Here is a 25,918-nt window from a genome sequence, read left to right on the forward strand (position 1 = left end):
CGTAGACCCGTCCGAGCGGACGCTGCGAATTTATGGACAGCCGGTTCCACCGGCTGTTACGGATGAAGACGGGACCAACAACCGGGAGATGACGCTCGTGCTCAGAACCACCACCCACACCACGGAGCCGGCACCCGCGCTGCCCGTCCTCCCCACTGGCACCCACCCCCTGCTGCAGCTCCAGGCCGAGACGCGGCCAGCCGACGGCCCTGGGGCGATTCGCTGCGTCGGCCACTCACGCGAACTCGCTCGCGGGGGCATCCCTGTGATGTGCTCCGCCTGCCGTGCCCGACGCGACTGGCTGCTCATCAACCACGGGCGCAACGTCTGGGTCCGCTGCCGGTGCGGCAACCAGTGGCTCGAGCCCGAGATCAGCCGCGCCGATTTCGACGCCCTGGTCGGCGGCCCGCACGGGACGACCTACCCGAGTGTCGAGGTGGGCTTGGCCGCGCTTGGGTTTGACGGAGTCTTCGTCGGCATCTACCTGGAATAACGAGTGCTGCTGCAGCGCATAGAATGAACCGCCCCGGGTGAGGTGGAGACTCGATTCCGTGTAAGGGTTCCGAGTCATGGCACGACCCTCGATAGGACCGCCGACGGCACAAGGGTCACAACGTCGTTCAATATCCGGAAGGATCTGAGCACGGTGACGATCGGGTTTGAGGCGCACTGCGAGGCAATCGCTCTCGGACATGATCCGATGAACTCGCCCTCGGCGGGAAGCACGCGACGACGTGCCGAGCTAGTGCACGCAGCGGTGCGTGGTGGCCAGGTCGGCGCGCCCCATCTGTGCCTCGACCGCGGTCAGGCGGATGACACGCTCGAGCCAAAGACAGCCTGGGATGTGCCACACCGGTGCTGGTCGGTGTTTGTGTGAAGTGGAGGAACGATCGGCGGCAGATGTCGTGACCGGGTGGGCTGCCACCACCACGGTACGATGATCGCCTCGAGGCACTGGTGCGACAGGATGGCCCATGAATCTGCGCGACATGGAGATCTTCTTCGCGGTTGCGGACGAGCTTCACTTCGGTCGAGCGGCCGCCTCTCTGCGGTTGAACCAGGCAAGTGTCAGTGAGGCTGTGGCTCGCTTGGAGCGGGTTATGGGCGAGCGCCTCTTCTTCCGCACGACGCGCCGGGTGTCGATCACCGAGTTCGGCTATCGCGTCCTCGAGACCACGCGGCCTGCCTATTCGGCTCTCTACGAGGCGTACGGCAAGGCTGTCGCGGACGGGCATCACCGAGGAGAGATCCGGCTTGGACACACCCCCGAGCTCGGTCAGGCACTCCTGCCGGGTCTGGTTCAGCTCTCGGCCGCGCCTGGCCCGGTTGCTCCAGCGCCCTGGCGACCGATCACGATGCACACCCGCGAGCAGATCGTGGCGCTGCAGTCGGGGGCGATTGACGTCGGTCTCTGCTGGGAGCCTTCCGTCAGCGACCAGATGAGCAAGGTCGTGCTCGTCGCCTCGCCGCTGGTGGCCATCATGCGTGAGGACGATCCGTTGGCGCAGGACTCCTCACCCATCGATCTGGCCGACATGGCCGACCGCCAGATGCTGGTGAGTCCTCGCGCGGACAATCCGACCGCCTTCGCCCGCCTCAAGCATGGTTTTACGCGAGCAGGCTTCGACCCTGACACCGTCATCGAGGTCTCCCACTACGACATCGTCTCGGTGTACGTCGCCCAGGGGTACGGGATCGGCATCCACCCCGTCTTCGCCGCCCACCTGAACCGTGTGCCCGGCCTCGTCTTCCGTCGGATCACTGGTGAGGGCCTTGACCTCAACGTGTGCGCGATCGTCATGTCCTCGCCGAGGACACCGCAGGTCAGCACGCTGCTCGACGCACTTCGAGCCGTCTGCACCGAGGTCATCGCCGCAGCCTGACGAGCGCGGAGGCATTGTTCGGCGCCGCCGATCAATCACGGTCAAGATGCTCGTTGATGTGTCCTTGAGCACACCTGAGGATGGATGAAGGCCCGCACCCGTGGGTTGAACATCACATCACTCAGGCGGTTGATCATGATCTCGAGTCAGGCGGTGACCGACCTCTCGGCGGCGTACTGGTTCGACGTGGACCACCGCGGCGCCGCGAACGCGCACCGGTTCTTCACGGCGGACGGTGTGCTGGGGTTCGATGCCGCGCGATTCCACGGACCCGCTGAGATCGAGGCCATGTACGCCGCGCGGCGTGCTCGGGGCCCGCGAGTCAGCCGGCACGTCGCCAGCAACGTTCACGTGCTGAGCAGCACGGGCGACCACGCCGAGGTTATGTCGTCCCTGTGCCTTTTCGCCGAGGACGGTTACGCGCCGCGATCGCGAACGGAGCCGGTCTCGGTCGCCGACGTGCGCGACCACGTGGTCGCGACCCCTGACGGCTTGCTGATCGTCAGTCGCATTCTCACCACTCAGTTCTTGAGCTCGGACGCCGAGCTCGCCGTTCCTACCCAGCCTTAGGCTCGCGCCTCGTTGAGCGCCGACGAAAGGTAATCACCATGATCACGCGCGTCTCATCCATCACGTTGGAAGTGCCCGACATCGAGAGTTCGATCGGGTTCTTCGAAGAACACATCGGTCTCACCGTGACGGAGCGCACCGGGGACAGGGCCTACCTGCGAGCGCGCTCCGTGCACCATGATCTGGTGCTCGTCGCGTCGCAGAGCGGAGCCACCTCGCTCCACACGCTGAACTTCGAGTCCGACGACGTGGCCAGCGACGTCGCGCGCGCCGTTGCGGCAGGGGCTAAGGACCACGGGCCGATCGACCACGCAGGTGTCGACACCGCCCACCTCCTTGAGGCGCCGGGCGAGATCGGTCTGTTGATCCACTCGACCCTGCAGACCGTCGACGCCGCTCCCGCCTTGCGCCTCGCGCAGCCGGCGCACTTCTCGCACTTCAACATCGGAACGCCCGATCCGGCCTCGCTGATCCGCTTCTTCGTCGACCTGGGCATGCGCAACTCCGACTGGATCGGCAGCGTCGAAGAGCCGCTGATCGGCTGGTTGCACTGTCCCGTCGACGGCGCCCTCCACCACGGGGTCGCCGTTCTACGGTCCCCGGACACCCGTCTGCACCACATCTCCTACGAGTACGACACCACCGAGCAGATCGTGGACCGGGTCGACAACTTCGTCGACGACACGCACTTCCTGGTGTGGGGGATGGGACGCCACGGCACCGGCGGCAGCATTTTCGCGTATATGAACGACGTCTCCGGCGTGATGGTCGAGCTGGGCACCGGGATGATCCGGATCGGCCAGGACCCGCGCTGGAACGGCCCACAGGTCTGGCCTCTCGACGACCCGCGAGGCGTGGACGAGTGGGGCTCCAGCGTCCCTGACGCCTGGATGGCGCAGCGTGTCGACGTGAGCTCCCCCGCGACGCTCCGTATCGAAGCGTGACTGACGTGACCACAGCGATCTCGGCACCCCAGTACGTCGAGTTCCACAGCGAGCCTCCGACGCCGACCGAGGGGGGCGGCAGGTCGTGGTCGTCGCGCGGTCAGAACTACGTGCTCGACTACGTCGAGGCGAAGGCCGCGGACCTCATGGTCTACGACTCGGACGTCGAGCACGTGCTGATCGTGCCGGACGATGGCGGTGACCTCGCCATCACGTTCGACGGCCAGAAGGTCCGTGTCACCGAGGCAGCGGTCATTGTTCTTCCCCAGGGGACGGCCGAGGTGGCGACCCGCCGATCGATGCGATTCATCAGGTTGGCCGACATCCGGGACGCGCGCGGTGCCGCCCGCGCCGTCAACAACGCGAGCTACCAGCGCGCGGATCCTCGCGTGGCCGGCGTCGTCGTCGCCGAGCGGGTCAAGGCAGCGAACGGTCCCGAGGTGTTCCTCCTGTCGGACCACCCGCCCGAAGAGGGCCGGTTCGGCACGATGTTCCAGTCCGAGACGTTCCTGGTGAACCTGTTGCCCCTCCAGGAGGGGCCGCGCGACCCGGAGGCCCTGTCGCCGCACCACCACGACGACTTCGAGCAGTGCTCCCTCGCGCTCGACGGCGAGTGGGTGCACCACCTCCGCACGCCCTGGGGTCCGAACCGCAACCAGTGGCGGGAGGACGAGCACCGCAGCATCGGGAGCCCGTCGGTGACGATCATCCCGCCCCCGATGGTCCACACGAGTGAGGCCGTGGGCCAGGGCATGAACCGCCTGGTCGACATCTTTTGCCCTGTGCGACGCGACTTCATCGACAGGGGCTGGGTGCTGAACGCCGGCAACTACTCCGTCACGGTGTCATGAACGGGTTCCCCCGCCTGCCCGGCGATCGTGCCGCCCTGGGCACGTGGGTCAAGCTCCCCGCTCTGGAGTCCGTCGAGCTCATGGCGGAGGCAGGCCTGGACCTGGTCGTGATCGACCTGGAGCATTCGCCGCTGTCGATCGAGACGGCGTCCGCGCTCGTGAGCGTCGCGCTGGGCCGCGGCCTGATCCCCTTCGTGCGGGTGCCCGATCACTCGCCGTCGTGGATCCAACGGTGCCTCGACCTCGGGGCTCTCGGCATCGTGGTCCCGCACGTCGACTCGCTGGAGGAGGCGGTCGCGGTGCAACGCGCATCGCGATTTGAACCTCGCGGACGTCGGGGGATGGGCCCGACCACCAGGGCGGGCGCGTGGAACCTGCGCGGCCCGCAGGAGTATCTCGCCGGCGGCGACGACGCCTGCGTCGTGATCCAGATCGAGTCCGCAGCAGGGCTTGCCGCACTACCGGAGATCCTCGAGCACGAGGCGGCAGACGGTGTGCTCCTGGGTGCCGCCGACCTGTCGATGTCACTCGGTGTGGCGATGGATGACCCGCAGGTGGCGGCGTACATGCACACCGCCCTCGAGCAGTGTCTGACGCACGGCGTCCCCTGCGCCGTCGCGACCGGCGCACACGCCGCCACGGCGGCGCGACTGGCGGAACGAGGCTTCGGCCTCGTGCTCGCGAGCAATGATGCCTCCCTTCTCGGAGCATCCGCCCGCGCCCTGGTGCATGCCGTGCGCGACGAGACCGAAGGCCCGGTAGCGGGCACATGAACTCACTGCGTACCCGCGCAGAAACGATCAACGAACCAGAGCGAGGAAGGGAGCCGAACATGGCCAGTCGTATCGATGTGCACAGCCACTACATGGGCGAGGTCAGCTTCAGGCTGCTGAAGGAGGCCGGGCTCATCCCGGAGAACTTCCCGATCAAGTTCTGGTCGGCGGAGGATGCCATCGACTTCATGGACCGCCACGACATCGAGACGCAGATGCTCTCCCTGCCGTTCAGCCTCCGTGGCAACGCCGTAGACCCACAGTTCCCGGCCCCCTTGATCCGAGAGCTCAACGAGACGCTCGCCGAAGTCGTCAGCGCGCACCCCGGTCGCTTCGGCGCCTTCGCGACGCTGCCCTTCAACAGCACGGACGCCGCGCTCGAGGAGATCGAGTACGCCCTGGACGTCCTGCACCTCGACGGCATCGCGCAGTCGTCGAACGTCGGCGGGACCTACCTGGGGCACACGTTCCTGGAGCCCGTCATCGAGGAGCTGGCTCGACGTGAGGTCCCGGTCTTCATGCACCCGAACGACTGCATCCACGCTGCGGACCTCAACCTGGGCCGGGTCGGATCCTTCATCGAGTTCCCGATGGACACGGCGCGCAACGTCACGAACGCGATCCTCACAGGCGTCTTCCAGCGCCACCCCGGTCTCAAGCTGATCTTGGCCCACAACGGCGGAGTCCTCCCGACCCTTGCATGGCGCATCTCCGAGCATCTCGGCATGGGGCAGGGCCCCGGCGACGCCAACATCGACGCACAGCACGTCGAGGAGGTGCTGCGCGGGCTCTACTACGAGGTCGCGCTGGCTGCCAGCCCGCACTCGCTCCTGCCGACGCTCAAGGTCGCCGATGCCAACCACCTCGTGTTCGGCACTGACTACGGGGCTGCGCCGGAAGCTTTCATCGCGCGCAACATCGAGCACCTGGTGAAGTCCGACGCGCTGGACGACGTCCAGCGTGTGTCCATCGAACGCGAGACCGCGCTTCAGCTGTTTCCCCGGCTCGCCAACGGCTGACCGGTCCAACCCTTCCGCCCCGGTCGTCCTCGGGGCGCGACATCCATCCAGGAGGATCTGAATGTCCCATCAACACACTCTTGCAGGCGCCGGCGCGCGCGTGCTTCCGGAGAACGTGCACTGCGACGTCGCCATCGTGGGGTACGGCCCGGTCGGGATGACCGCCGCTGCGCTGCTCGCCGCGGCGGGGCACCGCGTCGTCGTGGTCGAACGTTTCCCCCAGCGCTACGACAAGCCGCGGGCCGGCCACTTCGACGGCGAGACCATGCGCACGTTCCAACAGCTGGGCATCGCGCGCGAAGTCGAGCTGTTGGTCCGGAGGATGAACTCGTACGAGGCCGTCTCCTCGACGAACGAGGTTCTCGCGGCACTCAAGGACGGCGACGCCGGTTCCGGGTGGCACAAGAGCTACCTGTTCCACCAGCCTGAGGTCGAGGACGTGATCGACGCGGGCGGCCGCGACCTCGGCGTCGAGGTGATCATGAACGCCACGGCCGTCGACATCGCGCAGTCGGGTCACGGGGTTCGCCTCGTGGTCCGCGACAGCGACGACCTCGACGGAGCAGAATGCACGATCGAGGCGCAGTTCGTGCTCGGCGCCGACGGTTCCAACAGCTTCGTCCGTCAGAACGCAGGAATCGCCAAGCAGGATCTCGGATTCCCCGCGCTCGCGGACCTCGCCATCGACTTCGAGTACGACGACCCCGACGTGGAGGTCCCGCTCGGCGAGTCGGGGCACCTGATCGAGGACGACGTCATCGTCACCTTCGGACGCTGGACCGGTGGACGTATCTCGCGAGTGGAGGTCTGCAAGCTGGGGGACGAAGGGACTCGGGCCTACCTCGAGGACGAGGGCACCGCCTGGACGTTCCTCGCCAAGTTCGGCCTGAAGCCGGACATGGGCCGCATCGTGCGCAACTCGATCTACACGTTCGAGTGCACTGTCGCCGAGCGGTGGCGCGACGGCCGTGTCCTGCTGATCGGGGACGCGGCGCACACCACTGTCCCTTTCATGGGTCAAGGGGTGTGTGCCGGCATCCGCGACGCGGCCAACCTCTCCTGGAAGCTCGATGCCGTCCTGCGCGGCCAAGCAGACCAGACGCTGCTCGACACCTACGAGAGCGAGCGCTCCTCGCACGCCGTCGGCATCATCCGGATGGCCATGGCCATGGGATCCATGGTCATCCCGGCAGCAGCGGCAGCGGCTGACCTCCAGCACGGCCAGCTCCAGGGCTCCGACATGCCGGACCCCGGTGCTGCGTTCCCGCGCATCGGTGCCGGGGTGGTGCGAAATGGTGACGACCCAGCGGCAATTCCGGCCGAGGGCCGCCCGGCACTGCAAGCGCGAGTCGGTCGGGAAGGGCGGGTCGACCTGCTGGAGGAGTTCCTGCAGCCCGGGTGGAAGCTCATCACCCGCCACCCGGTGCCCGACAGCATGCTCGATGAGGACCAGCGGTCCTTGATCGAAGAGCTCGGCCTGCAGCGCGTGCACGTCTCCCGCGCCGCCGGCCCGAACCACTACGTGGACATCGACGGTGACTACGAAACCTGGTTCCAGGCCACGGGCCGACGGGCCTTCCTCGTCCGGCCGGATCACTACGTTTTCGGCGCAGCGGCCACCATCGAGGACGTCCCGGACCTGCTCGACACGTTGAAGGACGCCCTGACCTCCCACGGGTGGGTCCTCGGCGACCGACTCGCCACGCAGCACTGACCGTCACCACCACCTCCACGCGAAAGTTGAAGGACATCATGTCCACCTTTGCCAACACTCTCGATTCGAACAACTGGGTCGCCACCTGGGCCGGCCCCGTGGCACGTCACCCGGCCGCCATGGAGCCCATCGCGCAGAAGACGCTCCGCCTCCGCATCGAGGCGAGCGTGGGCGGACGGGCCGTCCGGGTCGTGCTGACGAACGAGTACGGCACCTCGCCGCTGCGGATCGGTGCCGCGTCGATCGCCACGGTCGACCAGGACGGCGACGAGGGGCAGCCCGCTCCGCTCACCTTCGGAGGGCAGAGCTCCATCGACGTGGCCGTCGGTGCGGTCGCCCTCAGCAACGACGTGGAGCTCAGTGTCGATCCCGGGCAGCACCTCTTCGTGAAGCTGTACCTGCCGGTGGAGACCAAGCCGGAGAGCGCGGTGCTGGTCCAGGGGCCCGAGCTACCCCTCAGCCACCCACTCGCGGTGGCCCTGCTGGACTTCGAGCGGGTCGAGCTCTCGTCCGAGGGCGACTTCACCGACGTGACCGGTCTCCCCGGCGCCACCCCCGGTGTCCACCTGCCCTTCCTGTCCCGCGTCGACGTCCTGGCGCAGGCCGACGTGAGCACCGTCGCCGTGCTGGGGACCACCTACACCGACGGTCTCGACGTGTGGCCCGACCACCTGTCCCGCCTGTGGAACACCCAGCCCGGACAGGAGCGGTTCTCCATCGTGAACCTGTCCGCGCGTGGGGGCAGCATGTCTCGCGGACATGCCCCCTCCGGGCGCGAGGGCGTGGTGACGCTCTTCGACCGGGAGGTGCTGTCACTGCCAGGCATCTCCCACGTCATCGTGTCGGAGGCACGTCAGGACATCACGACGGCGGGAGCCCGCTCGCTGAATGCCGACGGTTCGCGCTCGGAGTCCTCGGACGGCGAGGAGCTCCCGGTCACGGCCGAGTCCCTCAAGGCGGCCTACCGCCAGCTGATCGCGAAGGCACACGTCCGCGGGGTCAAGGTGCTGGCCGCGACGATGCCCCCGTTCCGCGGGGTTCCGGCGCCGGGCTACTACAGCGACGAGAAGGACGACCTGCGCGAGGAGATCAACACGTGGATCCTCGAGTCCGGTGAGTTCGACGGCGTCATCGACATCGACGCCCTCATGCGCGACCCCGAGGACACGCGCCAGTACCGCGAGCAGTACCGCAGCGCCAACTTCTACGGTCCGAACCCCCAGGGACACGCCGCCATCGCGGCGTCGATCGACCCCGCGGCCTTGCAGTAGCAGTCCGACCGGTCGGCTCCGCGTCGCCCCATCGACACCGAAGGACGTCATGAGCAGCAGCACCACACCCGTCGGTCCCGGCCGTGCACGAGACCCGATCTGGTCTCCGCGGCCGGTCGACGTGGACCAGTCACGGATCACGCAGTTCTCAGAGTTCCTGAGCAGCCGTACGGGGTCCACCTACCCCGACTACGGCGACCTCTGGCGGTACTCGGTCGACCACATAGGCGAGTTCTGGGCTGCGGTGTGGGACTTCTTCGACATCGTCTCCGAGGGGGAGCGGGGGCTGTCCCTCGGCGCCTCGGAGATGCCCGGGGCCGAGTGGTTCCCCGGGACCCGGCTCAACTACGCCGAGCACGCCCTGCGCCACGCCGGCGCCGGGCCGGCGATCGTGGCCATCTCCGAGAACGGGTCCACGGAGACGACCAGCTGGGACGAGCTGCGCCTCCAGGTGGCGAGCGTCGCTCGCTGGCTCCGGGACCATGGTGTGCAGCAGGGCGACAGGGTCGTCGGTTACCTGCCGAACGGCCAGCCTGCCGTCGTGGCGTTCCTGGCCACGGCGAGCCTCGGCGCGTTGTGGTCGACCTGCGGCCAGGACTACGGCGCGGCCGGCGCCGCCGCTCGATTCGCGCAGCTGGCCCCGGTGGTCCTTTTCGCCGCCGACGGATACACCTGGAACGGGGAGACGCACGACCGGTCGGACGAGACCGCGGCGCTTCGGGAGCTTCTTCCGACCCTCGAGGCCACGGTCCACGTGCCGGTCCTCGGCACGTCGAAAGTCCCGACCGACAGCCACCAGTGGGACACCATCCTCAGCGAGGAGGCGCCGCTGGAGTTCACTCGGGTCGCCTTCGACGCCCCCCTCTGGGTCCTCTACTCCTCGGGCACCACCGGCGTGCCGAAGGGGATCGTCCACGGGCACGGCGGTGTCGTCCTCGACCACCACAAGCTCCTGGGCCTTCACCACGACCTCGGACCCGGGGACCGGTTCTTCTGGTACACCACGACGAACTGGATGATGTGGAACATGGTCGTGTCGGGCCTGATGGTGGGTGCGACGATCGTGCTCTACGACGGCAGCCCAGCGCATCCCGGACCTCAACGCCTGTGGGACATCGCCGCCGATCACGACGTGGCCGTCCTGGGGGTGAGCCCGGGCTACCTGCTCGGATGCGCCAAGGCAGGTCTGGAGCCGAGTCGCGACCGTGATCTGTCGACGCTGCGCATGCTCGGGTCCACCGGCGCGCCACTGCCCGAGGCCTCGTACCTCTGGGTGCGCGACCACGTCCGCGCCGACGTGCAGGTGGCATCGGTCAGCGGCGGGACGGACGTGGTGAGCGGATTTGCCGGCAGTGCCCCGAACACGCCCGTCTGGGCGGGCGAGCTGTCGGCACCGCTGCTCGGAGTTGCGATGGAGGCGTGGGACGGGCGGGGGGAGTCCGTCGTCGGCGAGGTCGGCGAGTTGGTCGTCACGAAGCCCATGCCGTCGATGCCGGTCTTCTTCTGGAGCGACCCGGACGGCTCCCGGTACCACGACGCCTACTTCGACACCTTCGCCGGCGTCTGGCGTCATGGCGACTGGGTCACGGTGACCGAGCGTGGTTCGGTCACCATCTCCGGCCGCTCGGACGCCACACTGAATCGTCAGGGCGTACGTCTGGGGAGCGCCGACATCTACCAGGTCGTCGAGGACATGCCCGAGATCGACGACGCCATGGTCATCGGGGCCGAGCTGGACGACGGCGGGTACTGGATGCCGCTGTTCGTCGTCCTCGCCGCCGGTGCGGAGCTCGATGACGACCTGCGGGGTCGTATCAACGGGGCCATCCGGACCCAAGCCTCACCGCGTCATGTACCGGACGACATCATCCAGGTCCCCGCCATTCCTCGGACGCGGACCGGCAAGAAGGTGGAGATCCCCGTCAAGCGCATCGTGCAGGGTGCCGACCTGAACCGGATCGTGGGCTCGGACACCGTGGACGACGTGGAGGCCCTGCGCTACTTCGCGCGCTTCCGAGACGGCGTGTCCGCGTACACGTGAACGTACCCAACTGTGTACGGGTCAACGTGCTCAGCTGGTGATGTGCTGAGGCCAGTGCCTCGCACGGCGACACCTGACCCACGAGACGGCACCGATCGGCGATCGGTGCCGTCTCGTGCCGACTACACCTCGTTGAAGCCACGCGACGCGTCGTAGATGTCGAGTTCGATGAAGACCACGTAGAAGCTCGTTACGACGTACTGGACCATGACGTGGTCCTCCCAGACCGAGCGGGTCACTGTATCGGTCGTATAGGTGAGATGGCTGCCAGCGCCCTCTGGCTCGGCTGCGATCCTGCCGACCAGACGCAGGAACGTTTCTCGATCTTCTGCCGGCATGTTGTCACGGAACCGCGCAACCTGCTCGGTGAACTGCACTCGTCTCTTCATCAAGGCAGGACTCTATGGGCACGGTCAACGCCCGCGCCGGGAATTGCGACTGGGCCTGCAGGCCTGCAGGCCAGCTCAGGCGGCAGCTTCCTTGAAGTCCGAGACAAGGTCAGCCGAGCCCCAGGTTGGTCGGCAGCCGATGCACGTGCACTGAACGCCGTCATGGGCGAGCTCCAACTGAGCACATTTATCTGTACTTCGTTGAGCACATTCGCAAGTACGCCGACACGGCGCGAAGTCTGCAGCGGATCGCCGCTGATTCTCGACGTTTGCACGGTCCAACCGGGGCCGGGCAGGTGGCTCGACGTCTCGGCGGACCGAGCGTCGGGCGTCACGCGGTCGGCAAAGACAGACGCGCCCGCCGGACCAGAGGGCCGGCGGGCGCGTCTATGGCGGTACAGGATCAGAAGAACGGGGTCCCAACCGAGACGGGTCCTTCACTGGAGTTCTTCGTGAGCATGTAGGCGCCGACCGACTCGTAGCTGGACTCCAGCGGCAGGTTGTGGTTCGCGGCGGTGCTCATGTCGCGGAAGGCCCGCTCGATGACACGGCCCCGGTACACCGCGCTGGTACCGGCGATCTTGAAGATCTCGTCGACGACCTCGCGGCAGGACCGGACGGCGAAGATGTTCGCCTGCCGGATCGCGACGCGTTGGTCCATGGGGAGCTCGTCGTGCGCGGCCGCCACCAAGGCGTCCTCGACCGCCCCGTACAGCAGGCTGCGGGCGGCACGCAGCAGCGCGTCCGCCTTGGCGAAGGCGATGCGGTGGCTTTCCGTGTGACCCATCACGGCCGCACTGCGCGATCCGGGGATCGGCTTCGAGGCGACGATGCGCTGGAACTCGTCGAGCGCGCCGCGGGCGAGCCCCAGCGCGTGCGTCCCGTGGGCCAGCACGCCCAGCTCACGGACACGCTCCGTCGCGTGCTCGGCCCGGAGCGGGAACGGCTCGAGGAGGGCTTGGCCGTCCGGCACAAACAGGTCTTCGACCTCGATGTCGTGGCTGGCCGTCCCGCGCAGGCCGAGCCCGTCCCAGGTCTCGACGACCTTGCCCTGGTCCGCGGGCCACATGACCTGGATCATCATCGGGTGGAGGCCGTTGGGCGCCATCTGGGGCGTTCCGTCCTCGGTGACCACCATGGCGACGCCACCGTGCCAGGTCGCGTAGGTGGAACCGCTGGCGAACGGCCAGCGTCCGGTCACGCGGTACCCGCCCTCCACAGCCACGGCGCGGCCGCGCGGAGCGGAGGCGAATGCCGGGAGCACTCGCCCGTTTGTGAGCTCGCTGAAGCGCGTGTAGTGGTCGACGGTCAGCAGCCGGACGTGCCCCGACAGGACGATGACGGCCCAACCAACCGACGCGTCGATCCGGGCAATCGCCTCGACGGCCTTCAACCAGTCGACGGGGTCTGCTTCCTTGCCGCTGACCTTCGAGGGGATCCAGACGTCGAGGATGCCGGCCTCCTCGACAGCGCGCATGATCTCGGCGGGGAGGATGCCCCGCTCCAGGTCGTCGAGGCCGGCTCGGATGACCGGCTCGAGGGTGGGGATGGTGTCGAGCAGCGAGGTTGGCGTCTCGACCGGGGCAAGGCCGTCGGTCATAGTTTCTCCTTCGATGGTGTGAACGATGGTCGTGCGGGGTCGTCCCTGTCAGAGCAGCTGCGAGTGCGGACCCAGCGAGTGCCAGGTGCGGTTGTGGTAGACGAGCGGCGCCTCAGGCGTGGTCGGCACCTTGGCCTGCACCACGTGGACGGCGATCACCGTCGAGTCGCCGGCCTCCATGCGGTTGATGACCTTCCCGCGCACCCAGGCGTGCGCCGACGGGAAGAAGGGCTCGCCAGTCATCAGGCGACTCCACCGGCTGGTGTCCGCGAAGCGGTCGATGCCGCTTGTGGCGCAGAGCTGGGCGATGTCGAGCTGACCCTCGCCGAGCAGGTGCACCACGAGAGTGTCAGCCGCCAGGATGGTCGGCGCCGAGGACGAGATCGAGGAGATGGAGAAGACCAGGAGTGGGGGGGTGGCGCTGACCGAGAACACGGAGGTGGCCGTCAGACCCACCGGCCCGGCTGCTCCCTCGGCCGTGATCACCGAGACGCCGGCCGCGTGGTTGCGGAAGGCGAGCTTGAACTCCTCCGCCGACAGGCCACTGAGAGCGTCTGCCGCGGGCGTCGAATATGCATCGGGCGAGCGGCGCATGGATGCATCGGTGGTCATGAGGTGGTTTCCTCCTCGAAGATCGCCGGATCGATCGCTGCGGCGATCGCCCGGTGCCCGGCCTGGTTGGGGCCGTACTTGCTGCTGTGCCGGTATTCGTCGGTGAACTGACCGGGGTCCTCGGGGGCGCGCATGGGCAGGTCGGCAGAGTCGCGGATCCAGTCGTTCAGCTCGACCCGCATGGCTTCCTTCTGCTCGCTGTAGTAGCCAGGAGCCGGCACTCCACGGAAGTCCAGGCCTCGGTGAAGGACGTGCCGTGCACTGCGACCGTCGTGACGTGTTCGTGAGCGAGCACGTCGACGCGCGACAGAAAGGGCACGTGGTGGGATCGCGTTGCGTCCGGCAGGCCGACGACGTCGGTGAAGTCGCCCTCGGACGACAGGTTGGCCCGCCACCACTCGGGGTAGTACAGCGGGTGATCCGTCGGCAGCCCGGTGGACAGCAGACGGCGCTCTTCGGCTGGCACTCTCCCGGCAGGTACGCCTTGACGAGCAGGAACTGTCCGGGGCTGACCGGCAGGTCGACCTCGTTGCTGAGCGCTGTGGCACCGATCGCGATGTTGATGCCCGCCTGACCGCCGAACAGAAGTGGCACCGGCGTGCTCTCGACCTCGTCGGCGGTCGACGTCGCCACCGACGCACTTCCGATGGAGAGCGGTCGGGTGCCGTACTCGTTGGAGATGACGATGCGCACCGCCTCGCCATCGACGCTGGCCTCGACCCGGTGGCGCAGAGTCTGGTTGCGGATCGGCTTCAAGGTCTCGGGCGTGTGGCGAACGATGGGTCCCCCCAGGTGGCGACCCAGTTGGCCTCGGCCAGGGCATTAGCTGCGGTGGACATTATTTCCTCTCGAGGGCATGACGACGTGCGGCATGGCCGCACCTCTCGCCGCGCGCGGATGTCTCAGGTGACGTGGCCCGCAGCCTCGGGTACTCGGTCACGCGGCCGGCGCTGTCGCGACAGGCGGTGGCGGTCACACCATCCTCTTGCGTTGCTGAGGGCTCATCAACGAGAAATGCAGGTGCTATTGATCGGCGGAGCCGAAGAATCGGCGGGCGTGGTGTGCGCGAGGTGGGCTGGCGTTGCAGGACGACGGCAGCTGTCGCATACGGGCGCTACGGGTCGCGGGATAGCGGTCGCGAAACACGTGTCGAAGGATCGGCGGCCGCTCGTTTCAACATCTCGGTGCCGTCCGCCGCCCCCGCCGAGCCTCGTAGGGTGCGTCAGGGTGTACTGGCGTGCTCAGCCCTCGAACCGGAGCCGGACCCGGACGCGAGTGCGTCGAGCTGGGAGGCGAGTTCCTGGCCGAGGGTCCGGGCAGGCCGGACGAAGGGCGGCGTGCGAGCTTGCTCGGCGTTGCCCCGGGAAATCCCGGGGCAACGCCGAGGCGCTGTCGAGGCCGGTTCAGGCCGCGGACATCTCGGGCTGGGCGGCGGCCGGCCGCGGGCTACGGCTCCTCCCGCGACGGTCGGCGATCAGTGCGAGGGCGAGACCAAGGGCGACCCAGGCCGTGAGGGTCAGGGCGGGCACGAGGGCGCCCGTGCCTTCGAAGAAGGCGTTGGCGCGCAGCAGGCTGCCGGAGGCGCCCGGCGGGAGGATCTGGCCGAGAGCGGCCCAGCCGGCGGGCAGCCAGTGGGGGCCGGTGGCGAGGCCGGACAGGGGGTTGCCCAGGAGCATCATGACGGCGGAGCCGGCGCCGAGGCCGCCGAAGCCGAGGAGGGCTTCGAGGCCGATGAAGGTGGTGGACAGGGCGGCCATGCCCAGGGAGAGGCCGAGGGAGGTGAGCCAGTAGTTGCCGTCCAGGGAGCCGGTGCCGAACTGGAGGAAGGTGGCCACGGCGGCGCCCGCGACGAGCGAGAAGGCGAGGACGCCGACAAGGCGGGTGCGCAGTCCGGAATGGCCAGGGAAGAGCCGGGTGAGGGCGATGGCGGGGATCATGCCGCCGAAGATCATCGGCAGGGCGGCGGAGGTGAAGCCTGCCCCTCGGGGGTCGTCCTCAGGGAAGGGCACCACGTCGTGGACGGTGGCCTGGGCCTGCTGCTGTTCGGCCAGCGTGTTGCCCAGTGCGGTGAGGGCGCCGGCGGTGGAGGGGCCGGCGGCGGTTGCGGTGTAGACGTCGACGCCCTCGGCGCCGAGGGCTATGCCGCCCATGATGTCGCGGTCGTGGATCGCTTTTTCCAGGGCGCCCGGCGAGTCGTACACGGTGACGGTCCACGCGTCGCCATCGAGCTTCTTCTCGGCGGCCGCGGTGGTCTGAGCGGGGCCGCTGACACCGACGGGGTCCTGGTGGGGGCCGCCGTTGACGCTGGGGAGTGCGAAGGCGCACAGCATCAGGGTGACCAGGGCGGCGAGGCCGAGGATGACGACGATCAGTTTCCGTGCCGTGCCGCCTGGTGCGGTTGCGGCTTCTGCGCCGGAGGCGCGAGGGCTGGACATGAAGTGCCTGTTTCTGGCGGAGGGGTGGGCGGGAACCGTGGGACCAGACCTGCGGGACGGTCCGGAGCCGCAGGCGGTGCGGTGGGCGCGAGGGCAGCGGCCGTGCGGAGGATCCCGTCAAGTGGACCGAGTAACGAGTACAGGGTACCTTTATCCGTATGTCAAACGGTGAAGTTCAACCCCGGCCCCATCCGGTCCCCCAGGAGATCGTGGACGCCGCACTGCGGGCGGCCGAGATCCGGGGCGCTCCCGTGGCCGACGTCCCGGTCCTCGCCATCGCCCAGGAGGCCGGTGTCTCCCGCAGCACGCTGATGCGCCGCCTGGGAGGCACCCGCCGCACGCTGGACGAGGCCGTGCGAGGGGCGGGCGTGGACCCCGGCGGCCGCAAGCCCGTACGAGAGCGTGCGGTCGAAGCCGCGGCCGCCCTCATCAGTGAACGCGGCCTGGATGCGGTGACGTTCGAGCTGGTGGCGGGCTCGGCCCGGTGTTCGGTGCACAGCCTGTACGCCGTCTTCGGCTCACGCGACGAGCTGCTGGACACCGTCTTCGAGCGCTACAGCCCGGTCCTGGCTGTGGAGGACGTCCTGGCCGGCCCGCGCGAGGACTTCGAGGCCACCGTCCGCCGCATCCACCGGCTCCTGGCCGAGGCGCTCAGCCGCGAACCCCGTGTCATGCCTGCCCTGTTCGCCCAGGCGCTGGCCCGTCCGGGTGACGACAGCGTCCAGGCGATGTTCCGGCGCAACTATCCACGTCTGATCACCGGGATCGGGACATGGCTGTCCGAGGAGACCGCCGCCGGGCGCATCCGCGATCTGCCTCCGATCCTGCTCATCCAGCAGTTGACCAGCCCGGTCGTCTTCCATTTCCTGATGAGGCCCGCCATCGGCCCGGTCGCCGGTGCCGACATGCCGGACACCGGCGAGACCCTGGAGACCTTCACCCAGAACTTCCTTCGGGCCGTTGCCGTCACCCCGCCCTGCGGGAACTGACCGCTTCCGAAAGAGCGAGTTCACCTGGCCACCGCTCGCAGGTCCGAGGGGTGCTCCTTCGACGCCCGCGCCCGCTACCTGCTTCTCCGACACGTCCCAGAACAGCTTCGGCGCGCACACCCGCTGGAGCTTGTTCACCCCCGCCAGGAGACTGTCCAGGCCCAGAGCGTCGATGAAGGCCCACATGCGGGCGGTCTTTGTGGACGTTCAGGTTGTCCCAGACCCAGACGATAGGTGCGCCGAGTTGCCGCAGCGATGAGGAGGTCGCGGTACTCGGTCCAGGCGAGGATCTTGCGCCCCCGGCCTTGTGGTCCGTGTGTCGTTTGGGCCGGTAGATCAGGCGGGAGTGTTTCCCGGCTTTGTAGCAGCACAGGGCGGCGCTGGGAGCGTCCGCGGACCCGGATGACCGGCGTGGTCCCGCGTCGACTCCACGTGCGTGCGGCCGGTGCGTCATCGAGGAGCCGGCTTCGTCCTCGCAGACGATCCAGGCCCCGAGCGCCGCCGCGTTTTCCCACCCCCGGCCACACCTCCTTCGCTCAGCCGGCCACCGCCGCCTCGTCACGCTCGACCGCACGACGGGCCGGAACCTGATGGCTCCAGCCGTGTCTGCGTAGCATCTGAGAGATTCCCGACGGAGCCATCGATTTGTGGAACCTGCGGCCTATCGGAGTCTTGATCCTGGCCAGCGTCCATCGCTGGTCGGGCCAGCCGTGCGCGATCGGGCCCTTGGCCAGCTCCTCCTCAAGCACTGCGAACAGCGCGTTGCTCAGCTTTGGCCTCGACGCCGGGCCGCGGGACCGGATCCCGCTCGGGCCACCCTTCCACGCCTGCCGCCACCGCTGGACCGACCGGACGCTGACCCGTAACTCCTTCGCAACGTGCGTGCTGCCCCGCCCGGCCGCGAACATCACCGCTGCTTCCATCCGGATCCGCTCGCGGGAGGCTTGCCTCTCCGCGGTCAGACCCCCACCCTGCGGATACCTCATACATCTGGCATACCGCGACCCCTACGACAAGACGCCTTCAAGGTCGGTAGTTGGCCGGTGTTTCCTCCGGCCGGGCGGAGCTGTGCAGGTCGCTGCGAAACCCCCGGCCGACCGGCCTCCAGTTCTGGAACGTGGACGGCTTCCAGCGGGGACGGTCCGGCACGCTGTTGTCGTCTGGCGAGGGCAGACTGCCCCGGCTCTTGCGACTGCGGGTCGCGCCGACGCTGATACCCAGGTGGGCGGCGACCTCCGGGTATCCCCAGAGCCTCTGGTCGTCGGCCATGGTGTCCTCCTCCGTCGGGTCGAGCGTACGCAACGAACGGGTGGACGCACGACGAGGCCGCCCCTGCCTCAGCGGCGTGGGGCGGCCTTCGGCGGTCCTCGTTCAGACCCCGGCGAGCCGGTTGGAGAGGTCGAGGGCGTCGGTCGCGAAGGAGAGGGCGGCGCACAGGCCGGTCACCTCGTACAGGGTCGGGCGGACCAGGCGCGGCCAGTTGTCCGGGGCGGCGGGCCAGGAACCGAGGAGCACCTCGGCAGTGGTCAGCCCCAGGTGCGTCGTGACGTCCCAGCCGCTGCGCGATGCGGGCTCCCAGCGCAGCCGAATGCGCCCGAGGGGGAGTCTAGAAGTCTCGGCGGCGAGCCAGGTGATGTCGAGCGGGCCGTCGGGGCGGGTGGAGATGCGCTGGAGAAGCGCGCTGTGCACGCCGTGCGGCATGGGGCGCGCCGCGACAGTGTGCAGTGCGAGGCGGGGTGCGGGGCGCGAGAGTGACGGGATGGGAAGCCTCCGTGATGGTAGGGAAGCGCTCAGGCCCAGGTGAGGGCGTCGCGCGCCCCCACCGGGAGGTAGTCCTCCTGGCCGTCGTCGGCGATGTACGCCTTGCCGTCGCGGACGACGACCTTGGCCCCCACGAAGTGGGCGAAGGGGAAGTCGGGGTTGACGGCGAGACGGACCGGCAGGTTGGGGTCGAGTTCCTGGAGCTGGCGGAGCAGGTGGCCGACGGTCAGGTACTGGGGCAAGGGAGTCTCCGTGAACGGTGGACATTGACGGGGCTGGTCGGCCGGACGACGGGGAGTCGTCGAGCCATCGGTGTGGTCACTGAACGAATGTGCGGAGCCTGATCGGCAGTCACCACGAGGAGTTGGTGACCAGGGCGGCGAGGAATCCGGCTACGGCCTCGGAGGGGGTGTGGAGACCGAACTCCTGCACCCATGCGTCGCCCTCGGCGGGCTGTACCCGGACGTGCCAGACGATGTTGTGCTGCCAGGCCGACGGGTCCTCGGAGAGCCAGCCGACGTAGACACAGCCGTCGGGGCTGGTCGCGTGGACGTTGGCCTCGGGGGTGTCGGCGATCGCCCACCCGAGTGCGTCCAGGAGATCAAGCACCGGCCCCGCACCGTGGTCGGCGGAGAGCCAGTGGAGAGCATCCGCCGTGGGGGCGGACAACGGCAGGAAGGAGAGTGGCAGAGGTACTCACGGTTACATGGATCCCTTCGTTGACCTGCGGTTTTCCCGACACCCGTACGTTGGCATGCGGCATGCCGAAGTGCGTAGTCGTTTCCCGGCAGGGATGTCTGCCGTGGGCGAACTCGGGTCGTCGGCAGGTGACGGGAGATCCGGGAATGGACAGGCCACCGCGGTTGTCCTACATGGGTTGCGGCGACGGGCCGCAGGCGAGACAAGGGGGACAGCGATGGCCGAGGCGAGCAGACACTGGGGCGGCGCCGGATTGGAGCGCAAGATCCGCGCCGCCGGACGGCCCTGGACCGTGGGCGACATCGCGATGGTCGCCGACGGCCAGTGGGGAGTCGGCGCACAGCCCGACCGGTGGCCGGACGAGGAGACGGTGGAGCGCCGGGTCGCTGAAGGCCGGCGCGTGGAGCTCACGGTGGAGGAGCTGGCCCGCGCGGTGGGCCCCCGGGCCGAAGAGGGCCACCGCGACAGGAATCGGAGCTAAGCGTTCAACGTCGGGGCCCCGTTGTGGGCGCTGACGGCCCTACGACCGCCGCCGGAGAGGACGGTTCGGGCACGGCCCCCGGGGCGTGCCGCGTCTGCCCGGAGCGGGCGACAGCGGCCTGAGCCAGCCGAACCGCCGGTGCCTCAACCTCGGGTGCGGCGGCCTCCCGAGCCTCCACCACGCGCCGGATCGCCTGGAGGTACGCACGGCTCTCCGCGTGGGCGACGCGGAGCTTGACCGCCGTTTCGGTGATCCGGTCGAGTTCGTAGAAGTCAGGCACGGACCCATGCCGGGACAGGGCGTGAAGACGGTCCTGGTGAACGGTTACCGCGCTGTCCGTGATGGCCAGGGCCGCGCGGGTGTGCATGGCGCAGCGCAGGAGCGGGTCCTCGCTGGGGCGGCGGACCCCTAGGACCTCAAGAGCTTCGATGGGCTGGCCCCAGGCGTTCTCGATCATGGCCGTGGCCTGGTCGAGCATGGTGGTGGGCATGGTGGAACTCCTGTTGGGCGGGGACGGTCGCGAGTGGAGTGCGGCCTGGGGTGGGAGTCAGCGTCCGCGCCGGGTCGTCGGCGAGCTGGCCGGCAGCCGGGCAGAGGTCGCGGGCGCGGGGTGTCCCGTCCGTTGCTGCGCCGCCCCCGTGGAGCGGCTCTGCGCGGCCATCACCCGTAGGTCGGCTGCTGTGCGTGGTGCCCGCGCGGCACGGTGTACGGCCTGGGTGACCGCGGTGCGGCGTACGTCCAGCGGAGTCGGAGCGCGACGGACCTGAGACTCGGCGATCGGCGTCGCCGAAGCGACAGGGGTCATGGTGACCAAGTGCTGCATCCGCCGGTCGACTTGGTGGCGCTCGCGGACCACCGGGGTCGACTTCGCCATCACAGCGGCGGTTGCGGCGATCAAGTGGGACGGGGTGCGGGCCGTGAACGTCGCTTCGGCACGAGTGCCCCAGCCCGGCGGGCCAGCCCACAGCTCAACGGTCGTGCGGTCGGAGCCGTAGCCGCGCCGATCGATAAGGATGCCCGCTTGGTCGTCAGGAGCGATGATCTCGACGGTGCCGAGTTCAGCAGCTCCGTCAAGGTTCCAGCCGGCATCGGTCAGCGGCCGGACGGTGTCCCTCCAGGGGACGGTTGGCCCTGTCAAGAAGCGGCCGGGGGTGTCGGAGGCGAGGGCTTCGTCGTAGTCCTGGACCAGTGCGGCGGTGAGGCCGGCGACCATCTCGGCCGAAGTGACGTGGTTGAACGTCGCCGTCCAGCGAGGCGCCGAGAAGGCGTCCTCGGCTGCGCTGATCTTCCACAGTTCGAAGTCGTCGCCGAACCAGCCGATCCGAATCCGTTGGTCGGGAGAGGTCACGAGGAGCTGGCAGGGGCCCTCATCGAGGTACTGATGGGGCCAGTGAGCGACGGGCGCGAAGCCAGCCTCGCCGGTCCCGTTGGAACCAGCCAGATACATGGGGCTGACCAGTACCTCTTGGTACCGGGTCGGGTCATCTGGGGCGTACATGGTCGAGTCTCCGGAAGCGAAGGAGGAGAACGGATCCGCGTATGCAGTGGCGGGAGCCGCCGGAGCGCACGCGGATGCCGTAGTGGCGGCGAGTGGCCTCTAGTTCTCACGCCCGTCACCGGCCCCGGCCCGGTGCCGACTGAGCGGTCACGGCTGCCGGCACCCGTGGTTCCGGCTGAGGCGCGTGGCTGAACATGACGTTCGACGCGGCGGCGCTCCGTCGTAGGGCCGCCGCGGTCCGGGCGCTGTCGGCTCCCGCCCCCAGCGGAATGCCGACGTGGGTGCGCGTGGCTCCGCTGCCGGAAGCGGTGCCGCTGTTCCACCTCGCAGCGCGAAGGGCTGGCTCCAGTGCTCGACACTCGCGTAGACGGCCCCCAACGCCTGGCCGGCATCAGTGAGCACGTACGGGTCTCCGTGCCGGGAGCCCGTCCGCGTGACCAGGCCATCGGCCTGAAGCCGGACAAGTCGCTGCCGTGCGAGGCCGTAGTCCAGACCGGCTGCCTCGGCGATGTGAACGAACCGCATCTGGCCGTCAGCCGAATCGAGAGCCTGAATCACGGCAGTTGAGTGCCGAAGATGCAAGCGGCGCAGCGCGTCCTCGACACGCTCGGCTTCGGCCATCGGTTCCTGTGGCAGGTGGGTGCGGGACCAGTCCGACACCGTGCGGAGGACGGGGGCCAGAGACGTGCCGAGCGCGCTGAGCCGGTACGGCGCGCCCCGCCGGTCGTCATCGCGGATCACCAGTCCGTCAGCGTGCATCGTGGCCAGCCGTTTGCCGCCGAACTGCTCACTGACGAAGGGGAGCTGCGCAGCAACGTCGCGGACGCGTGCGGGTCCGTTCACCTGGGCCAGAGTCATCGCGGTCCAGGCGGTCCACTTGGGCCCGACCCGGGCGAGAGCCTCCTCGACGCGCTGGGCGTCGATGGAAGCGATGGAGAAGGTGGGAGGCAGGCCGGGGGTAGCCATGGTGGGGTCCTTATCGGGATGAGGTCAGCGTGAGCGGGGGGTCGCGAGGGAGGTCCTGGCGACGGGCGCGGCGGCCGAGTCGGAGAGCGCGCTTGACGTGGTCCGCGTGGTGGTGCGGCCGAGGGCGGCGGACACCCGGGAGGTCGTCGCGCGACCATCACGCAGGGCGGCTTCCCCCTGCGCAGTGAGCGAGAGGAGCTGGCCGGGCCGGTACACGTTCTCGGTGATGTCCTGATGCAGTAGCCCGTCGGCGACCAGCCGCTGCACGGTCTGAGGGAAGACCGCCGGGTCCTGCCACTGGGCCTTCTGCCGCGAGATGTACGGGTCCTCGCCGATCGCGTTGCGGCGAAAGCGAACACCTCCGGCCGCAACCGCTTCGAGGGCTACCAGCCCGCGCTCCCCGGCGACGGCCCAGTCGTCGTCCCGGGGCCTCGTCTTCTGGTCCGGCCCGTGGCTCTTGTTGCGCGCGTGTTGATCAGGCTCGGGCGAGGAAAGAAGCTGGCGGTAGGCAGACAGGGACTCGACGAGCTGGCTGTATGCCCGGTCCTGCTGGGCCAGGCCGTCTCCGAGGTCCGGGAGAGCTGTCCGCAGCAGCGCGTACGACACCTGGGCTCGGCCGACCTCACCGCGACCAGTGCCTTCGAGCAGCCGCTGAGCCCGCTGGACCGCGTTGAGCACGCTCTCGTGTCGCTCGTCCAACGCCGCTGCGGCTTCGATGACGCGTGTAGCGGCCTGGTGCAGCGGCTCCTCCGGACCATGTGCGAGGGCGTGCACGCTGACATCCCCGACACCGAGCACTTCGACGACGAGATAGGGCCCAGGGTGTGTGTCTGCGTCGTACGGGTTCACTCCGTTGCCTCCATCCGGGCGAGCAGGGAGCGGACCAGAGCGGGCAGGCTCCCGGGGTCGTTGTCGAGCCGAGGGCGGTCGCTCACTTCGCTGAGGAGTTCGGCGTCATCGAGCAGGCCGCTGGAAATCTCCATGCAGGCGTCGGTGATCCGGGCGGCGGCGAGCAGCGACTGGGAGAGAACCTCGACGTAGTCGTCCGGCGCGAGGCCGGCGGCCTCGGCTGCGTTGCGGACCGCCTCCAACTCAACTGCGTTGAAGGCGAAGTCGAATTCGTCGTCCCGCTCTGTTCCGTGGGACGTGGCGGCGATCGGAGCGCAAGGCTCCGTAGGGATGCCCACGCGGGTGCAGATCTCGTCGACCGAGGAGGTCAGCTCGGCGAACGACTCGGTGAGCCACCCCAGCGCGGAGGCGTAGGAGGCCAGAGCGAACAGGCCCGCCGAACCAGCGGGGCGTGGCTCTATGGCCACGAAGCCCTCGAACCGGTCGTTCAGCTCGGTGATCACGCGGGGCCCAGCGGCCAGCGGACCCAAGACGGGATGCAGGTAGGAGCGGGCGGCAGCCGTCGGGTACTCGGCGGCAGGGATGCCGCCGACGTTCTGAGCGGCCTCGGTGAGGAGATGCGCCAGCTCTGAACGGGTCAGCGCAGTATGGTCGTTGGTCATCGCTGGGCGGCCTTTCGAGAAGCAGTGGCCGAGGGCGGCGCTGGTGACGGGGCAGCCGCGCGGCCCGTTATCGGCCGTTCGGTGGTGAGCGTCGAGCGAGACCGGGCGGCCTGCACGCGGGCCTCCGTGGCGGAGTCCGGGCCGACCGCTTGCTGGGGCTCGGTCCGTAGGTGGGCCGCGCGGTAGACCGCGTAGTCCTTCCGGCTGCCAGCCGCCACGAGGTAGATCTCGCGCTTGTGGGTCGAGGTCGGTGGCGCTTGGCGGAACTGGATGACCAGCCGGTAAGAGACCTCTGGGTCGACGTACACCTTGTGGAAGCCGGCGAGGCGGCCCTTCAACGGCAAGCAGTCCTCGCTTCCGTGGACCAGGTTCTGCAGCTCCAGCAAGGCCAAATCGCGTATCTCAGAGGGGAGTTCCCGCAGGTCGGCGATGGCGTCAGGGTGCGCGGCGAAGGCGAAGCGGGCGCGGCTCACATCAGCCTCCCCTGGACCGCACGCTGGACCGGTACCGCCGCTGACGCGCGGGGCGCGTCGAGCCCGGCCTGCGGTGTCGGAGAGGTTCCGGCGGACCGGGAAAGGGCGATGCGGGCTATGCGGACCCGGACGACAGCACCGTTGTGGTCGCTGTACTCCGGAGGCTCGGGCAGCGGTTCGCTGCGCTCGTCCAGCCAGGTCTGGGCGACGCCGACGTCGGGGAAGGCGCCTTCGCGCATCGTGTACGTGCCGGCACCGTGGTTCCACTCCTCGTAGAAGAGGCGAACCGGTGCCTGGGTGGCCTGGGAGTCGTTGACGAGTGTCCACGCCTCGCTGGGGTTGTCGTCAGAGGTGTAGGTGTCGAGGACCTCGTAGCGGGTGCCCGACTTCTGGATCTGCTGTTCCACCTGGAGGGTGAGGTCGTCGGCGGGCTCGATGTATTCGCCACCGTGCAGTGCGATCCGTTCGAGCGGGCAGCCGCGTTCTGCCAGCCAGTTCTGCGCGAAGGACGCCGTGGCGTGGTGACTCGTCTCGAACGTGAACGTGGACTGCCGCAGATCCCGAGCAACCGCGATCGCAACGAGCTGTGGCTCGCCGGGTATCCCCCAGGTGACCGATCGGTCGTGGGCGAGGACGAAGCTGTGCGAACCGTTGGGCGTGGTGTGGTGCTGGGACAGCACCGTCAGGTCGCCAGTCCAGAGGGCCTCCATCGCTTCCTCGGAGTCGTCGTCGACCGGCGAGGCATCGTCGAGGCCGAAGTCGAGAATGTCGTTCACGCCGCCACCCCCGCCTGCTCGGGCGCCGGGGTGGCCAGCACCCGGTGATTGGGGCGAGTTGCGCTGGTCGTGCAGGCCGCGAACGGTCCGTCGGGCGCACGCAGGTGCGCCAGGGTCTGGTCCAGGTGGTCGCGGTGCCAGGTCGAGGGGCCGGACAGGCCGGCCTCCGTGTCGGTGAACTGCTGCCAGGCGAGCCAGAGTGCGTGGAGCCGGGCGACGGCCTCGGGGTGCTCGTGCCAGTGCGCGCACCAGGGACGGCTCGTGCTGATCTCCCGGCCGTACACCGGCAGGAAGAGGTAGTTCACCCAGTCGCTGAGGGCAGCGAGTTCGACGGCATATTCCTTGCCGCCCAGGGCGAGGATGAACACCGAGGCGGGGCCGTCGAGCTTCTTCCCGTCAGCCGCCTCGGCTTCCGGAGCGCCGTCCGGCGGCTGGATGGCGCCGGGGTCGGGCTCGGAGCCGAGGCGGTCGAGGATGACGCCGTGCTGCCTGACCTCGGCCATGGTCTTGGCGAGGGTGCTGGCGAGGTCGTCGAGGTCTGCGTCGGGGACGCGGTACGGCTCGGGGCCGGGGGAGGGCGGGCTGGTGTCGGCCATGGGGGTGTGCTCCATCTGTGAGACGGCGACATGCCCGAGAGGATCCGGAGAATCAGCGGTTTGGTC

30 protein-coding genes and 1 pseudogene are annotated in these 25,918 nt (G+C 68.8%); 12 read left to right on the plus strand and 19 right to left on the minus strand.

The genetic code is table 11. The features are described from left to right. Nucleotides 1-88 precede the first annotated feature (88 nt). From RNL97_RS29805 to RNL97_RS29850, 10 genes are all read left to right on the plus strand, one after another. Nucleotides 89-493, plus strand: coding sequence for a hypothetical protein (locus RNL97_RS29805; RefSeq protein WP_151510144.1), 405 nt, complete (start codon nt 89-91; stop codon nt 491-493). A 481-nt stretch (nt 494-974) separates the two neighbouring features. Then, nucleotides 975-1,883: a LysR family transcriptional regulator gene (locus RNL97_RS29810; RefSeq protein WP_151510143.1), complete on the plus strand. Its 909-nt coding sequence runs from the start codon at nt 975-977 to the stop codon at nt 1,881-1,883. 84 nt (nt 1,884-1,967) lie between these two features. Then, nucleotides 1,968-2,453: a nuclear transport factor 2 family protein gene (locus RNL97_RS29815; protein WP_151510142.1), complete on the plus strand. Its 486-nt coding sequence runs from the start codon at nt 1,968-1,970 to the stop codon at nt 2,451-2,453. Between the two features lie 38 nt (nt 2,454-2,491). Continuing rightward, nucleotides 2,492-3,397, plus strand: a complete 906-nt coding sequence (locus RNL97_RS29820) for a VOC family protein (RefSeq protein WP_151510141.1) — start codon at nt 2,492-2,494, stop codon at nt 3,395-3,397. Between the two features lie 5 nt (nt 3,398-3,402). Beyond that, entirely contained in the window at nt 3,403-4,248 is an 846-nt protein-coding gene (locus tag RNL97_RS29825; RefSeq protein WP_151510140.1) for a cupin domain-containing protein, read from the plus strand. Then, nucleotides 4,245-5,021: an HpcH/HpaI aldolase family protein gene (locus RNL97_RS29830; protein ID WP_151510139.1), complete on the plus strand. Its 777-nt coding sequence runs from the start codon at nt 4,245-4,247 to the stop codon at nt 5,019-5,021. Before RNL97_RS29825 ends, RNL97_RS29830 begins: the two co-directional genes overlap by 4 nt. Nucleotides 5,022-5,080: 59 nt before the next feature. Continuing rightward, entirely contained in the window at nt 5,081-6,040 is a 960-nt protein-coding gene (locus tag RNL97_RS29835; protein WP_192806640.1) for an amidohydrolase family protein, read from the plus strand. A 61-nt stretch (nt 6,041-6,101) separates the two neighbouring features. After that, on the plus strand, nt 6,102-7,754 hold the full coding sequence (locus RNL97_RS29840; RefSeq protein ID WP_313751415.1) for a bifunctional 3-(3-hydroxy-phenyl)propionate/3-hydroxycinnamic acid hydroxylase: 1,653 nt from the start codon (nt 6,102-6,104) through the stop codon (nt 7,752-7,754). A gap of 38 nt (nt 7,755-7,792) precedes the next feature. After that, nucleotides 7,793-9,025 (plus strand): SGNH/GDSL hydrolase family protein, encoded by a 1,233-nt coding sequence (locus tag RNL97_RS29845; protein ID WP_151510136.1) that lies wholly within the window; start codon nt 7,793-7,795, stop codon nt 9,023-9,025. A gap of 49 nt (nt 9,026-9,074) precedes the next feature. Then, nucleotides 9,075-11,066: an acetoacetate--CoA ligase gene (locus RNL97_RS29850; RefSeq protein ID WP_151510135.1), complete on the plus strand. Its 1,992-nt coding sequence runs from the start codon at nt 9,075-9,077 to the stop codon at nt 11,064-11,066. 122 nt (nt 11,067-11,188) lie between these two features. On the opposite strand, the gene RNL97_RS29855 is transcribed toward RNL97_RS29850, so the two are convergent. The 6 genes from RNL97_RS29855 to RNL97_RS29880 all read right to left on the minus strand — a co-directional run bounded on the left by RNL97_RS29855 (nt 11,189) and on the right by RNL97_RS29880 (nt 16,102). Next, a complete protein-coding gene (locus tag RNL97_RS29855) occupies nt 11,189-11,443 on the minus strand; it encodes a hypothetical protein (protein WP_151510134.1) in 255 nt (84 codons plus the stop codon). A 415-nt stretch (nt 11,444-11,858) separates the two neighbouring features. Next, the gene (locus RNL97_RS29860; RefSeq protein WP_313751416.1) at nt 11,859-13,055 is read right to left on the minus strand and encodes an acyl-CoA dehydrogenase family protein; all 1,197 of its coding nucleotides are present in this window, start codon (nt 13,053-13,055) and stop codon (nt 11,859-11,861) included. Between the two features lie 48 nt (nt 13,056-13,103). Further along, nucleotides 13,104-13,667 carry a flavin reductase family protein gene (locus tag RNL97_RS29865; RefSeq protein ID WP_030624174.1) on the minus strand — a complete coding sequence of 188 codons (564 nt, stop codon included), beginning with the start codon at nt 13,665-13,667 and terminating at the stop codon, nt 13,104-13,106. Then, nucleotides 13,664-13,849, minus strand: a complete 186-nt coding sequence (locus tag RNL97_RS29870; RefSeq protein WP_151510132.1) for a hypothetical protein — start codon at nt 13,847-13,849, stop codon at nt 13,664-13,666. Before RNL97_RS29870 ends, RNL97_RS29865 begins: the two co-directional genes overlap by 4 nt. Further along, the gene (locus RNL97_RS29875; RefSeq protein WP_151510131.1) at nt 13,834-14,133 is read right to left on the minus strand and encodes a hypothetical protein; all 300 of its coding nucleotides are present in this window, start codon (nt 14,131-14,133) and stop codon (nt 13,834-13,836) included. Before RNL97_RS29875 ends, RNL97_RS29870 begins: the two co-directional genes overlap by 16 nt. 937 nt (nt 14,134-15,070) lie before the next feature. Continuing rightward, nucleotides 15,071-16,102, minus strand: a complete 1,032-nt coding sequence (locus RNL97_RS29880) for a hypothetical protein (protein ID WP_151510130.1) — start codon at nt 16,100-16,102, stop codon at nt 15,071-15,073. 209 nt (nt 16,103-16,311) lie between these two features. Between RNL97_RS29880 and RNL97_RS29885 the strand changes: the two genes are divergently transcribed. Next, a complete protein-coding gene (locus RNL97_RS29885) occupies nt 16,312-17,091 on the plus strand; it encodes a TetR/AcrR family transcriptional regulator (RefSeq protein WP_225994809.1) in 780 nt (259 codons plus the stop codon). Nucleotides 17,092-17,284: 193 nt separating this feature from the next. On the opposite strand, the pseudogene RNL97_RS29895 reads toward RNL97_RS29885, so the two are convergent. The 5 genes and pseudogenes from RNL97_RS29895 to RNL97_RS29915 all read right to left on the minus strand — a co-directional run. Then, nucleotides 17,285-18,077: pseudogene (locus RNL97_RS29895) on the minus strand (winged helix-turn-helix domain-containing protein); the annotation flags it as partial. A 37-nt stretch (nt 18,078-18,114) separates the two neighbouring features. Beyond that, on the minus strand, nt 18,115-18,360 hold the full coding sequence (locus RNL97_RS29900) for a MarR family transcriptional regulator (RefSeq protein WP_151510128.1): 246 nt from the start codon (nt 18,358-18,360) through the stop codon (nt 18,115-18,117). Nucleotides 18,361-18,462: 102 nt separating this feature from the next. After that, the gene (locus RNL97_RS29905; RefSeq protein ID WP_225994808.1) at nt 18,463-18,780 is read right to left on the minus strand and encodes an esterase; all 318 of its coding nucleotides are present in this window, start codon (nt 18,778-18,780) and stop codon (nt 18,463-18,465) included. Between the two features lie 101 nt (nt 18,781-18,881). Then, nucleotides 18,882-19,094 carry a hypothetical protein gene (locus RNL97_RS29910; protein ID WP_129826083.1) on the minus strand — a complete coding sequence of 71 codons (213 nt, stop codon included), beginning with the start codon at nt 19,092-19,094 and terminating at the stop codon, nt 18,882-18,884. Nucleotides 19,095-19,203: 109 nt separating this feature from the next. Next, the gene (locus tag RNL97_RS29915; RefSeq protein WP_313751417.1) at nt 19,204-19,461 is read right to left on the minus strand and encodes an SPDY domain-containing protein; all 258 of its coding nucleotides are present in this window, start codon (nt 19,459-19,461) and stop codon (nt 19,204-19,206) included. Nucleotides 19,462-19,768: 307 nt separating this feature from the next. Between RNL97_RS29915 and RNL97_RS29920 the strand changes: the two genes are divergently transcribed. Next, a complete protein-coding gene (locus RNL97_RS29920; RefSeq protein ID WP_151510127.1) occupies nt 19,769-20,032 on the plus strand; it encodes a hypothetical protein in 264 nt (87 codons plus the stop codon). 4 nt (nt 20,033-20,036) lie between these two features. Here RNL97_RS29920 and RNL97_RS29925 read toward each other — a convergent pair whose 3' ends face one another. The 8 genes from RNL97_RS29925 to RNL97_RS29960 all read right to left on the minus strand — a co-directional run bounded on the left by RNL97_RS29925 (nt 20,037) and on the right by RNL97_RS29960 (nt 25,852). Further along, nucleotides 20,037-20,522, minus strand: a complete 486-nt coding sequence (locus RNL97_RS29925; RefSeq protein WP_151510126.1) for a hypothetical protein — start codon at nt 20,520-20,522, stop codon at nt 20,037-20,039. A 57-nt stretch (nt 20,523-20,579) separates the two neighbouring features. After that, nucleotides 20,580-21,530, minus strand: a complete 951-nt coding sequence (locus RNL97_RS29930) for an SPDY domain-containing protein (protein WP_151510125.1) — start codon at nt 21,528-21,530, stop codon at nt 20,580-20,582. A 147-nt stretch (nt 21,531-21,677) separates the two neighbouring features. Beyond that, nucleotides 21,678-22,496, minus strand: a complete 819-nt coding sequence (locus RNL97_RS29935; protein ID WP_225994806.1) for a winged helix-turn-helix transcriptional regulator — start codon at nt 22,494-22,496, stop codon at nt 21,678-21,680. Between the two features lie 24 nt (nt 22,497-22,520). Then, entirely contained in the window at nt 22,521-23,345 is an 825-nt protein-coding gene (locus tag RNL97_RS29940) for a large ATP-binding protein (RefSeq protein WP_192806639.1), read from the minus strand. Next, nucleotides 23,342-24,007 (minus strand): hypothetical protein, encoded by a 666-nt coding sequence (locus RNL97_RS29945; protein WP_313751419.1) that lies wholly within the window; start codon nt 24,005-24,007, stop codon nt 23,342-23,344. Before RNL97_RS29945 ends, RNL97_RS29940 begins: the two co-directional genes overlap by 4 nt. Further along, nucleotides 24,004-24,480 carry a hypothetical protein gene (locus RNL97_RS29950; RefSeq protein WP_151510123.1) on the minus strand — a complete coding sequence of 159 codons (477 nt, stop codon included), beginning with the start codon at nt 24,478-24,480 and terminating at the stop codon, nt 24,004-24,006. Before RNL97_RS29950 ends, RNL97_RS29945 begins: the two co-directional genes overlap by 4 nt. Beyond that, complete coding sequence (locus RNL97_RS29955) at nt 24,477-25,256, minus strand: glycosyl hydrolase (protein ID WP_151510122.1); 780 nt, start codon at nt 25,254-25,256, stop codon at nt 24,477-24,479. The genes RNL97_RS29950 and RNL97_RS29955 overlap by 4 nt, the downstream gene beginning before the upstream one ends. Next, nucleotides 25,253-25,852 (minus strand): DUF4913 domain-containing protein, encoded by a 600-nt coding sequence (locus RNL97_RS29960; RefSeq protein WP_151510121.1) that lies wholly within the window; start codon nt 25,850-25,852, stop codon nt 25,253-25,255. The genes RNL97_RS29955 and RNL97_RS29960 overlap by 4 nt, the downstream gene beginning before the upstream one ends. Nucleotides 25,853-25,918: the final 66 nt, after the last annotated feature.

The organism is Streptomyces parvus (genome assembly GCF_032121415.1).
Lineage (GTDB): Bacteria > Actinomycetota > Actinomycetes > Streptomycetales > Streptomycetaceae > Streptomyces > Streptomyces globisporus_A.

What these genes read in the sequence shown, in the direction of transcription:
- RNL97_RS29805 (WP_151510144.1), top strand. Translation starts at nt 89, where the DNA reads ATGACGCTCGTGCTCAGAACCACCACCCACACCACGGAGCCGGCACCC.
- RNL97_RS29810 (WP_151510143.1), top strand. Translation starts at nt 975, where the DNA reads ATGAATCTGCGCGACATGGAGATCTTCTTCGCGGTTGCGGACGAGCTT.
- RNL97_RS29815 (WP_151510142.1), top strand. Translation starts at nt 1,968, where the DNA reads ATGAAGGCCCGCACCCGTGGGTTGAACATCACATCACTCAGGCGGTTG.
- RNL97_RS29820 (WP_151510141.1), top strand. Translation starts at nt 2,492, where the DNA reads ATGATCACGCGCGTCTCATCCATCACGTTGGAAGTGCCCGACATCGAG.
- RNL97_RS29830 (WP_151510139.1), top strand. Translation starts at nt 4,245, where the DNA reads ATGAACGGGTTCCCCCGCCTGCCCGGCGATCGTGCCGCCCTGGGCACG.
- RNL97_RS29835 (WP_192806640.1), top strand. Translation starts at nt 5,081, where the DNA reads ATGGCCAGTCGTATCGATGTGCACAGCCACTACATGGGCGAGGTCAGC.
- RNL97_RS29840 (WP_313751415.1), top strand. Translation starts at nt 6,102, where the DNA reads ATGTCCCATCAACACACTCTTGCAGGCGCCGGCGCGCGCGTGCTTCCG.
- RNL97_RS29845 (WP_151510136.1), top strand. Translation starts at nt 7,793, where the DNA reads ATGTCCACCTTTGCCAACACTCTCGATTCGAACAACTGGGTCGCCACC.
- RNL97_RS29850 (WP_151510135.1), top strand. Translation starts at nt 9,075, where the DNA reads ATGAGCAGCAGCACCACACCCGTCGGTCCCGGCCGTGCACGAGACCCG.
- RNL97_RS29860 (WP_313751416.1), bottom strand. Translation starts at nt 13,055, where the DNA reads ATGACCGACGGCCTTGCCCCGGTCGAGACGCCAACCTCGCTGCTCGAC.
- RNL97_RS29865 (WP_030624174.1), bottom strand. Translation starts at nt 13,667, where the DNA reads ATGACCACCGATGCATCCATGCGCCGCTCGCCCGATGCATATTCGACG.
- RNL97_RS29870 (WP_151510132.1), bottom strand. Translation starts at nt 13,849, where the DNA reads ATGCGGGTCGAGCTGAACGACTGGATCCGCGACTCTGCCGACCTGCCC.
- RNL97_RS29880 (WP_151510130.1), bottom strand. Translation starts at nt 16,102, where the DNA reads ATGTCCAGCCCTCGCGCCTCCGGCGCAGAAGCCGCAACCGCACCAGGC.
- RNL97_RS29900 (WP_151510128.1), bottom strand. Translation starts at nt 18,360, where the DNA reads ATGGCCGACGACCAGAGGCTCTGGGGATACCCGGAGGTCGCCGCCCAC.
- RNL97_RS29920 (WP_151510127.1), top strand. Translation starts at nt 19,769, where the DNA reads ATGGCCGAGGCGAGCAGACACTGGGGCGGCGCCGGATTGGAGCGCAAG.
- RNL97_RS29925 (WP_151510126.1), bottom strand. Translation starts at nt 20,522, where the DNA reads ATGCCCACCACCATGCTCGACCAGGCCACGGCCATGATCGAGAACGCC.
- RNL97_RS29930 (WP_151510125.1), bottom strand. Translation starts at nt 21,530, where the DNA reads ATGTACGCCCCAGATGACCCGACCCGGTACCAAGAGGTACTGGTCAGC.
- RNL97_RS29935 (WP_225994806.1), bottom strand. Translation starts at nt 22,496, where the DNA reads ATGGCTACCCCCGGCCTGCCTCCCACCTTCTCCATCGCTTCCATCGAC.
- RNL97_RS29945 (WP_313751419.1), bottom strand. Translation starts at nt 24,007, where the DNA reads ATGACCAACGACCATACTGCGCTGACCCGTTCAGAGCTGGCGCATCTC.
- RNL97_RS29960 (WP_151510121.1), bottom strand. Translation starts at nt 25,852, where the DNA reads ATGGCCGACACCAGCCCGCCCTCCCCCGGCCCCGAGCCGTACCGCGTC.